Origin of the sequence: Chryseobacterium arthrosphaerae (genome assembly GCF_001684965.1) — a bacterium.
Lineage (GTDB): Bacteria > Bacteroidota > Bacteroidia > Flavobacteriales > Weeksellaceae > Chryseobacterium > Chryseobacterium arthrosphaerae.
In genome coordinates this window covers 1,992,583-2,002,648 of record NZ_MAYG01000001.1, presented here as the reverse complement: position 1 = coordinate 2,002,648, position 10,066 = coordinate 1,992,583, and the positions used below count along the sequence as shown (strand labels likewise).

Genomic DNA, 10,066 nt, shown 5'->3' with positions numbered 1-10,066 from the left:
GCATTTTTTCCATAGGGTGTTCATTTAAGGTTTCCAGAAAGTCCAGACTTTGCCGTTATATACAGCAAGTTGTCGTTTAACGGTATCATAGGCCATCATTCCGGGAGCGGGATCAATGATGTTGAGGTGCGGACTGGCCACTTTGGGTAATATCATCGCCTTGTTGGCATCAGATAAAACCAGTATTCCCGGTGTGGTGTCTGTAGCCGCTGCCGATCCGATGACCGATTTTGCGTTTGTGGATTCAGTTTTGCCGGTCTGGATTGAAATATTGGCAGTTCCTGTGTTGTCAACACTTAAGTCAGTCCATGTACCGGAATCCTTCAGGTATTTTACTTTGTGGTCGGTGGTATCATAGATAATGGTACCGTTGTCCGTAATTCCTGTCTTTGTTTCTACGTAGGGAAGTATCAATCCCCGGTTCTCCGTGTCTGCAAATTCAAGGGAAACCGATGTATTGGTGACGGCCGGTTTTCCTATGGCAACCTGAGACTTCACGGTACCCGTTGCGGCAAGTAGAATTGCCATGGGCAGAAGTTGTTTTTTCATGATTTTTAAATAAGTTTATTGATATGGATGAATGTTGTGTTTATTGATGTAGTTTCTTTTCAAAAAGCTTTACTGTATTCCTGAAGAACTAAAGGCCACAAACTCAGGTTCCTTTTTTTGATGGGAGTTGTGACCTTTATTATTTCTATGGATTTACGGGTAATGACAGTCCATTGCAGCTCTGTCCTCCTGCCGTGATGTTCACAGAAGTAGTTCCGGAAGTGAGGGGAGTGCCATTGATATTATAAACCACATTTCCGTTTCCCATACTGAAGTTTCCGGCCGTAAGCGTGAAGGTAAGTCCATTCTGTGTAAAACTTTGTGAAGGGTACGTTCCTCCGTTACCCCCCGTGTAAGGGATGGTGAGTGTACCTGTATAGACCGCTCCCTGGGTAGCCGTCGCAGGGCTGAAGGATGCAGAGGAGCAGGTAAGTCCGGAAACAGTCCCGGATACTGAACCCATGCAGCCGGACCATTTTGCCGGGGAATCCTGGTAAGCCTTTACACATTGTTCGGATACATCAAAGACCATCATACCTGGTTGTGGATCGTTGATGACGGATGTATCAGATACCCTGTTCAGATAAAGGGCTTTATTGGTGTCACCCAGGTCAAGGTCGGAGCTTGTATGGGGTGTAGAAGTGCCTATGCCAACCTGAGAGAAAACAACATTTCCCATGATGACGAGCATGAGCGTTATATATTTATTCATAGGATTAAAATTATTTAGGTTTGAATACGTTGAAATAAAACCATCTGCCTCTGAGACAGGTGGCTTTTGGAAATTATTATTCCTGGATGCAGCGTACAGAACCACCAATACCAGGACTATTATTACCTGTGCTGCTGGTGTAAACGATGCCTCCGTCCACATGAGAAGTACCACCGCCACCAGCAGTGGAATAACCATCTGCTACCATATAGTGGTCAGTTGTTGTATTGAATACACCCGTATTAATACTGTGAGCGCTACCTTCTCCACCATTGGTTAATTTCAGTTTTTTGTTGGTTGCATAGATACCTCCACTGCCGGAAGCAGTGATCACTGCCTGCCATTCTGTTCGTATAGGTACCTTGAAGCCTTGGGGGCATGGATTATTTGGAGATGATGCCAGCCATCGGTTTCCTGGTGGGGGTGTCGTAAGTGATGTCCATTCAAAGCTGCTTGCATAATTTATCCTGTTAGGTTGATTGGGAGACCATGTTGGTGCCTGTCCTGTTATCACTCCATATTTATAAGTCGGCTGGCTTGAGATACTAAGATTTCTTGTTATAAGCTCATGTCCATCAGCTTTTCTACCCCATTGAAAGAGGGATCCCATTGCATTGATATCGTTCTGGTTAGTTGCCTGTTGGGTAAGGTTAAATAAAGGATTGTCTATATCGGCATAATTAGCCCCTAAGTTGTTGTTCAGCCATATTTTGCCGTCTTCTGCCTGCACAGGAAGGTAAAGGAAATTATGTTCATATTTGCCGGCGTTGTCCACCTGCCCGAACATTCGGTCCGGTATACCTGGGATATCCCGTAACTGGTAAGTGGTGAGCGCTCCTGATGTGTTGTAAGGGTATTGGAAAGTTCCCAACAATAATCCCAGATAATTATTTCCTATCCCTGCATTGAGGTCCAGTTTCTTGGCAAGCAGATCATTTCCAACCGCTTTTATGGTAGCAACCAGAGAGGTATTGCTGGCTGTGAGGTTTTGTGTTGCCCAGGATAATGTTACCTGTGTGGCTACACCATTCTGTGTAAGGTTTGCCGGAATGGTAGCGGTGCTGCTCCATGCTGCCACGGTACCTCCGCTTCCTGTAACAGTAGCCGGGATATACACCGTGATGCCTGTAGTAGGAACGGTTCCCTGTACATCCACCAAGGTATCCGGGGTGCCATCTGCATTGATGACGGCAGTGGTGGCTGGGGTTGTGGGTTGGGTATAAGGCATATAGTCGTTGTCATATGCCGAAGCTACCCAATAGCGGCTGTTCTGTGCCAGTGTAACGGTTCCGGGCAATACGCCGCCGGGATTGCCTGTTGCCGGATTCACCGTAAGGGAGATCGCATTGGCTCCGGAACAGCTCTGTCCGCCAATGGTAATATTTACTGAAGTCGTTCCGGCAGTGGCCGGAGTTCCGGTGACAGTATAGACTACATTGCCATCTCCTGTGGCAAAAACTCCCATGGGAAGGTTGAAGGTAAGGCCGTTCACCGTAAAGGTTTGTGAAGGATATATCCCGCCGTTACCACCGCTGTAGGGTACGGTTAAGTTTCCGGTATAAGCCTGGCCCACGGTTGCAAAGCTTGGTGTAAAATAAGCACCGGCACAATTAAGGTTCATAACCGAGCCTGTAAGTCCGCTGCTTCCTGCAATACAGCCTGACCATCCTGCGGGACTTCCCTGGTATGCTTTTATGCACTTATCCGTGAGGTCATAGATGATCATTCCGGATTGTGGATTGTTGATCACCGTTGTACTGGCGACCCTGTTCAGATAGAGAGCCTTATTGGTAGAGGCCAGCTCCAATGAGGCGCTGGGATGCGGGTTGGCAGTATTAATGCCCACCTGTCCAAAGGCATTCACGCCAATAAGGAACATCGATAATAAAATTGTGTTTTTTTTCATTTTAAAAGGGTTTAAATTATATGACAGGACGATACCTGATGTGTTTTTTTAATTCAAATATTTTCTATGAGGCTTAGATTCATGGGGATTTTTATTGCTCCGTTATTTTCACCGAAGTTTTACCAATGAATATTCTATTGTAGCTGGTCTTGTTTTTCTGAATTTCAATCCAGGGTATTCTGTGAAACATACAGATGGATATTACCGGCGTTTCGCTCAAGTGAGGAAATGATGATTCCTGTTCGCATCGGATGAAACCGGCGAATGAGTATGAACCCTGTTGAATTTTTCGTTGAAATAAAGAATGGAAGCTATCCTAAGAACTGAAGGGAGCCTTTGGGATGAATGGTGGCGGGCGGTTGAAATTTCGGAACAAGCTCAGATTGGAAAACGACTGATCATGATGTGCTTTTTTCAGAAAAATATCCAATAGATGAATGAAAGCCGGTATTTTGTTTTCAGTATCCGGCAGAAGAAATTTCATTGTATGCTGATTGGGCATGACAATCTGCTTGTCACTGTCAGAAACAGACAGCAGGGAGGTATCTGACTGATTATTGCTGCTGAAAATCAATACATTCCTATTGCTGTTTCTGACAGGCTGAGAAAGGTTTTCATTCTTCTTTTGTTTTCCTTTGACGGATATGGAAGACTCTTTTCTTTTAGCCTTTTTTCTTGTTTTCTCTTTTTTGGGCTGAGGAATATATACTTTTTCCATTCCTGAAACCACGGTACCTTCTGATATGAATAGGGTGGCTGAAGGAGTAGAACTGTCTGATGAGGTGGTATCATCATGCCTGGAAACGGCCTGAGTGATCTGAAAGTTGATGAACAGCAGGAGCAATAAGAAAAATCTTCCCCCTCCAATGAAATGCAGAGAGAAGAGTTGGTTCATCATGTTATTTTCAGAATCGGTTTTCATTTTGATGCAATATTATAGCTACCACAACATCTACACAAGCCCGATACAGGAACAATTCGGAAAGTTTCACGTACTGTTTGAGCGGTTTTACAAATATTCTATACTGAAAATCAATGGTTTGAAAATTATTGCGGTTTTTGTTTTAAAACAGAAAAATCCCAAATAGGCATTCGTGTTTTTGGGAAATATATTTCATTAAATTTGCTCAAATGATAAATATTTAACAGCGAAAAATCAATCAGCTAAGAGCTCATGAAGCATTGAACTAAAGAAAGTAATGTTTAATATCAATATACTTATAGAGAATAGTTGACTAGCTTTATATGAATATTTTTACGAATGATTGTTTTTTTTTATATTGAATTAATACTATAAAAACTAATTTATGATGAAAAAATTTTTTTTATTTTTTTTCCTCTGTTTCATTCATTGTGTGAGAAAATCATTTTATCTTTTTATTCTACTTTACTCTTTTAATATTACCCTTGCTCAGAATAGACCATCTGGTACTACGCCGAAGGAAAAATCTATTGACAGACAACTGGATGAGAATAGTAAAGAAAGTAAAACTTATACTTCTCCTAAACAGGAAAAGTTATTACTCAAACTAATGTCAGAGTCAAAAAAGGTAGGATATGAATGGGGGGTACTCCGAAGTGGGTATGCTCTTACATCTGTTTATCTTGGACAAGGTGAATATAAAAAGACAATAGACCTGGCAAACGAATTAAAAATAGCAGCCAAAACCAAAAGAGATCTTTATGGATACATTTCCAGTATTTACCGTAGAAGTGCTTTAGCCTTAGGATATGTAGGCTTAAATGATGCCAGTTTAAAAGATTTCGAGGAAGCAATCAGATACGCAAAGCAAATTGAAAATGAAGATCGAAGAAAGCATCAATTAGCTTTTAGTTATGAGAATATTAATATATACTACGAAAATAAAGAAAAAGAGCCGGGGATAAGCGATACGATTTTATCTAATTATCTTAAAGGCTTTGAAGTAGCTAAAACGATAAGTGATAAAAATACGGAAGTATCTATTGATGATAAGTATGGATTGATTGCGTACTTATCGATGTCTGTAGGTTATTCTTATATAAAACGCAATGATCTTGAAACGGCAGAGAAGTACCTTTTAAATGCAAAAAATATTTATGAAAACAAGAAATACAAAACAGATCCTGTACAAAAAGCTGAAACTTTCAATGAGCTAAGTAAATTATATATTAAGAAAAAATTGTATCAAAAAGCAATTGAGTATGCCACAAATGCATTAAAATTTGAGAAGCAACATTCTTTTCCTCATGAAAGAAAACAAACCTATGAACATCTTCTTCAGGCATATCTGAAGATAGGTGATAATGAAAAGGCAGAATTCTACAGAGAAAAATTTACGGCTCTCAGTGACAGTCTAAATTACGAAGAGAAAAAGACTGCTAATTTGACCATGAAAAAGATGGTTACGGATGAGGTCAATGAACATAAGGCAATTTCAAAAAAACAACTGACTACTATTATAGTCCTGTTTCTTCTTGCTGCAATCGTTACAAGTCTGCTCTGGAGAAGAAAAAATATAAATCTTCACAGGAATTACGAAGAATTAATTGCTAAATTAAATAGTGAAAAGCAGTCAGATAAACACGAGTTACCACCGAAAGTGGACAGTGCACATGATAAGACCAGGCCGTCTATTACAATTACTGATGAGACCGCAAAAGTTCTGCTTCTTAAGCTTGAAAAATTTGAAACTTCAAAGAAATATCTGAGAACAGATTTAAACCTTACCTGGATGGCTAACAGCCTTTCAACCAACACAAAATACCTTTCAGAAGTTATAAAAAACTACAAGAACCATAATTTCACAAGTTATATCAACGAGCTTCGCATCAATTATATCATCAGGATGCTTTATGAAAACCCGGTGTACAGGGAGTATAAAATTGCATCCCTCGCCGAAGAGTGCGGATATGCCACACCAAGGGTTTTTGTGAATGCTTTTAAACAGCAGACGGGTTTTACGCCTTCTTATTTTATCAATCAGTTAAAAGAAGAAGCACAATAAAGATTCTGTCCGCATAAACAATAGGCACCCGCTGAGAAATGGGTGCCTATTGTTTTATAGAAGTTGAGTACCAAAATGATAATTCCCGGACTACAAATACTTTTGTCTGTTTTGCCAAAGAATTCAGTACTGATGATCAGTTGGTTCGTTTTTTAATAAGCTTAAAGATCGAATTGTATTCCCAGGCTGGCTACGGTTCCTGAGCCTTTGATATAGTAGCGGCCTTCATTGGTGGCTCCTCTTACTTCTGCATGTACGGGATAATAATCGGCATTGAGCAGATTATTGACAGAAAACATGAACGTGAAGTTCTGATACTTATATTTTGTCTGCAGATCTACAAGATTATATCCTGAAATAGGGTATTTTCCATAGTTATAGGCTTCAGCGGGAAACACATCCCTTCCGCCTAAATGCAGGTATTGCAGATAGACATTCCACTGTTCGGTTAACTTAAAATCAACATTCAGATTGATTTTGAAAGGTGAAATAATGGAATTGTCCAGCTTGTCCTTGAAATGTCCTTCATTTTTCAAATCCTGACGGCCATCCATATAACCAAGCACGGTACCCGCTGTCAGCCACCGGACAGGTTTAACGTTGGCAACAAATTCTACTCCGTAAATACGCTGGGGTACCTGGCTCAGCTCGTAATTACCCGGGACGGAAGTTTCAGCGAATGTAGTTCCTTTTTTGGAAGTACTGTAATAGCCTGTCAGCTGATAGTCCCATACATTCATCTTACCATTGATCCCGAATTCGAAATTATTGACGACAACAGGCTTAGGATCAATCTGGCTCAAAGGTACGCCATTCCGTAGAATAAGCCCGACATCACCAATTGAGTATCCTTGTGAAAAGGAAGCGAAAGGCTGTAAATAGCTGTATTTGTTATATCGTGTTGCCAGGTTAAATACAAAAGCATCCGAACGGTTATTTTCACCGGTGGTCAGCTTCCCGTTTTTGGTCAGGTCCCCGACGTTAAACCGGATGTTTTCATAACGAATTCCTCCTTTTAAAATCCAGTCAGGGCCTAAGTTTACCTTACTCTGAACGTATAGGGCGAGATTATTCATATTCATATCCGGAGTTACCAGCTCGTCTTTCAGCGTTTTCTGCACCGTATGGTCTTTCAGCAGGTCTATACCATAAATAAGGGAGATATTGGAAGTTGCACCAAGCTGGAAAGGAGTATTGAAATTCAGCCTGGCTCCCGTGTGGTCTGAATAGTTTTGATTATACGTTTCAAAAACCGTATTCATATCTTCGTAATATAAGCTCAGATTGGCAGCTGTTTTTCCGTATTGACCGTCATACTTCAGATGTAATGCTTTGTTATAAGGGGTACCGCCATTAGCCACCACATCGGAAGGAATGGCAACTGCCGGTGACTGTCCGAACTTACCAGTAGTGCCTGCATATTTGCTGTCCTGTAAGCTGCGGTAATAGTTCCCCATCAGTTCTATATGATGGTCAGGGGCAATCTGGTAACCGATTTTAGCCAGTGTATTATAAGACATAGTTTCACCCAGTCCGTAAAAAGGGCTTATAATTGTCGCATCTGAACTCCGGATGACACCGGTACGGCCCATTTTACCCTGTACTACGTAATCCCATTTTCCCACCTGTCCGGAAAAAACCTGTGCGATATTGTAGCCATAGGTTTTGGAAGGTCTTACAAGGCTCATTGAATTATTGAGATAAGTGGATGAACTCAGCTTTTTACCTTTTTTCGGTTTTTTGGTAATATAGTTGATCACGCCTCCTGCAGCTCCGTTTCCATACATTGCCGTGGCACCATTGATGACTTCAATGTGATCTATAGCACTGGCATCAATAGTACGCAGGTCACGTCCGCCGTTACGCAAAGGGGTAGACTGCGGGATACCGTCAATCAGTACCAAAAAGTTACGTCCACGGATTTTGGCAATGAAGTTATTCTGGCTCTCTTCGCTGGGGGATATGCTGGGTACCTTCTGCATCAGGATAGAAGGCAGGTTATCATTGATCTGTCTCTGCTGGTCAAGCGTCTTACCACCAATATAGGTTATTGATGACGGAACTTCATCAATGTGTTCTGCCAACCTGCTCGCCGTAACCACCACTTCATCCAGATTATGACTTTCAGTTTGTATTTGCATGACAAGCGGTTCAGTCAATTGGTAATGCTCTTCATACACTTCAACAGATCGGGTTGTGCTTTCAAAACCCTCTAAGCTGATTACCAGCTCATATTTTCCATACATTACCCCTTCAAATTTAAAATAACCTTCTTTATCAGACCGGGTATTTCCTATCCCGGTTAACTGAAGCTGTACGTTGGCCAAAGGTTTCCCCTGTGCATTGACGATACGACCGCTTACATTTCCTTTTTGCTGTACCTGAAACGAATATTTATTGAAGGAATTTTCCGAAATAAAGGGAACCTCTGCAGAAACTTTTGAGGATAACGAATAAGAAAAATATAAAAAAGCGGCTGTAATCTTAGCCATATTGGATGGGTTCATTTTCATTGCTGTGAATGCTACGGTACAAGGTTTTTAATTACATATTACTTAGAATATGACGGGTGCAAAGATATGTTATTTTTACTTATTCTAAATAATATATTATTTGGAATTATTAGTTTTATTAAAATGGATTTTGTCAGGAAAATGAAACAGGATTTATGTTTTAAATCGTAACTTTCGTCAGTTTCTTGAATAAAGCTGATAATTTAACCAGAATTACCATGAAAAATTTCGTGTTTGCTTTTCAGTTCCTTCACAAGCTGCAAAACATTGTACAAAACTCCATAAAAGAGAGAAAAAACATGACAAAATATGTATTATTAGTACTTATTTTAATAAGCCGGATCAGTTTTGGTCAGATTAAAACCTTTAATGGAAAGCAATTAAGTGATGCTGAATTTCAGGGAAAAATAAAAAAAGCAATGGATTCATTACAAGTTCAGGGAATGTCTATTGCCATTATCAATAATGGAAAAATTGTTTTTAATAAAGGATTGGGTGTAGCCAATACCCTTTCGAAGAAAAAGGTAACCCCATCAACCTTTTTTGAAGCAGCATCTTTATCAAAGCCTGTCTTTGCTTTATTCGTCCTTCAATTAGCTAAAGAGGGACGATTAGATCTAAACAGGCCTTTGTTTGAGTATTTACCGGCAGATAATATCGAAGATGAAAGGTATAAAAAAATCACAGCCAAAATGGTTTTAAGCCATACAACCGGGTTACCCAACTGGAGCGAAACCGGAAAAATGCAATTGCAATCTGAACCGGGAAAGCAGTTCTCCTATTCAGGTGAAGCTTATGTCTATCTTGGCAGAGTGATTGCGAAACTCAGCAATACTTCATTTAAAAATCTGGATGCTGTTTTTCAGAATAAAGTTGCAAAAGAATTAAAGCTGAATGATTTCCATTTTGTAATCACTCCGGAGGTGGAGAAAAACCTTGCAGACGGCTATCAAAAAAAACATTTTGTAAAAGACGAAAGAGACAGAAGCTCTTTTGACCCTGCTGGAGGTTTATTGGCAAATACCCGTAATTATTCAGAATTCCTGATTCATTTAATGAACAAGAAACTGAATTTCAGTGAAATGTTTGAACCTGTTGTTACCTTGGATCAAGACAGTCCGATAAGGGAATATTTTGGTGTTGATTCATGGACTTTGGGTATGGCTGTCATAAAGTTAAACGGTAAACTCAATTATTGGCACGGAGGAAATAATCTGGGATATACTTCTTCATTTATGATTGACCCTGATAAGAAATTTGGATATGTGTATTTTACCAATGAAGATCAATGCAATGGTATGAAAAAAGTCGTGGAAAATATCCTGTGGAAGTAATCAAAGATTACAAAATATCAGTTTTGTGATTTTGTTTTTATTTATATATAGCGGATTGGGTTATA

Annotated in this window: 7 protein-coding genes; 2 read left to right on the top strand and 5 right to left on the bottom strand. The window is 40.0% G+C overall.

The features are described from left to right. Nucleotides 1-24: 24 nt before the first annotated feature. The 4 genes from BBI00_RS09120 to BBI00_RS09105 form a co-directional block, all read right to left on the bottom strand. Nucleotides 25-549, bottom strand: a complete 525-nt coding sequence (locus tag BBI00_RS09120; RefSeq protein WP_065398464.1) for a hypothetical protein — start codon at nucleotides 547-549, stop codon at nucleotides 25-27. Nucleotides 550-694: 145 nt separating this feature from the next. Further along, nucleotides 695-1,261 (bottom strand): hypothetical protein, encoded by a 567-nt coding sequence (locus BBI00_RS09115; RefSeq protein ID WP_123902249.1) that lies wholly within the window; start codon nucleotides 1,259-1,261, stop codon nucleotides 695-697. A gap of 76 nt (nucleotides 1,262-1,337) precedes the next feature. Next, nucleotides 1,338-3,167 (bottom strand): fibrobacter succinogenes major paralogous domain-containing protein, encoded by a 1,830-nt coding sequence (locus tag BBI00_RS09110; RefSeq protein ID WP_123902248.1) that lies wholly within the window; start codon nucleotides 3,165-3,167, stop codon nucleotides 1,338-1,340. A 316-nt stretch (nucleotides 3,168-3,483) separates the two neighbouring features. Continuing rightward, complete coding sequence (locus BBI00_RS09105; RefSeq protein WP_065398461.1) at nucleotides 3,484-4,089, bottom strand: hypothetical protein; 606 nt, start codon at nucleotides 4,087-4,089, stop codon at nucleotides 3,484-3,486. 610 nt (nucleotides 4,090-4,699) lie between these two features. Between BBI00_RS09105 and BBI00_RS09100 the strand changes: the two genes are divergently transcribed. Continuing rightward, nucleotides 4,700-6,154 carry a helix-turn-helix domain-containing protein gene (locus BBI00_RS09100; RefSeq protein ID WP_165602508.1) on the top strand — a complete coding sequence of 485 codons (1,455 nt, stop codon included), beginning with the start codon at nucleotides 4,700-4,702 and terminating at the stop codon, nucleotides 6,152-6,154. A 161-nt stretch (nucleotides 6,155-6,315) separates the two neighbouring features. On the opposite strand, the gene BBI00_RS23665 is transcribed toward BBI00_RS09100, so the two are convergent. Continuing rightward, entirely contained in the window at nucleotides 6,316-8,646 is a 2,331-nt protein-coding gene (locus BBI00_RS23665; RefSeq protein WP_165602507.1) for a TonB-dependent receptor, read from the bottom strand. A gap of 320 nt (nucleotides 8,647-8,966) precedes the next feature. Between BBI00_RS23665 and BBI00_RS09090 the strand changes: the two genes are divergently transcribed. After that, nucleotides 8,967-10,001 (top strand): serine hydrolase domain-containing protein, encoded by a 1,035-nt coding sequence (locus BBI00_RS09090; RefSeq protein ID WP_165602506.1) that lies wholly within the window; start codon nucleotides 8,967-8,969, stop codon nucleotides 9,999-10,001. Nucleotides 10,002-10,066 lie beyond the last annotated feature (65 nt).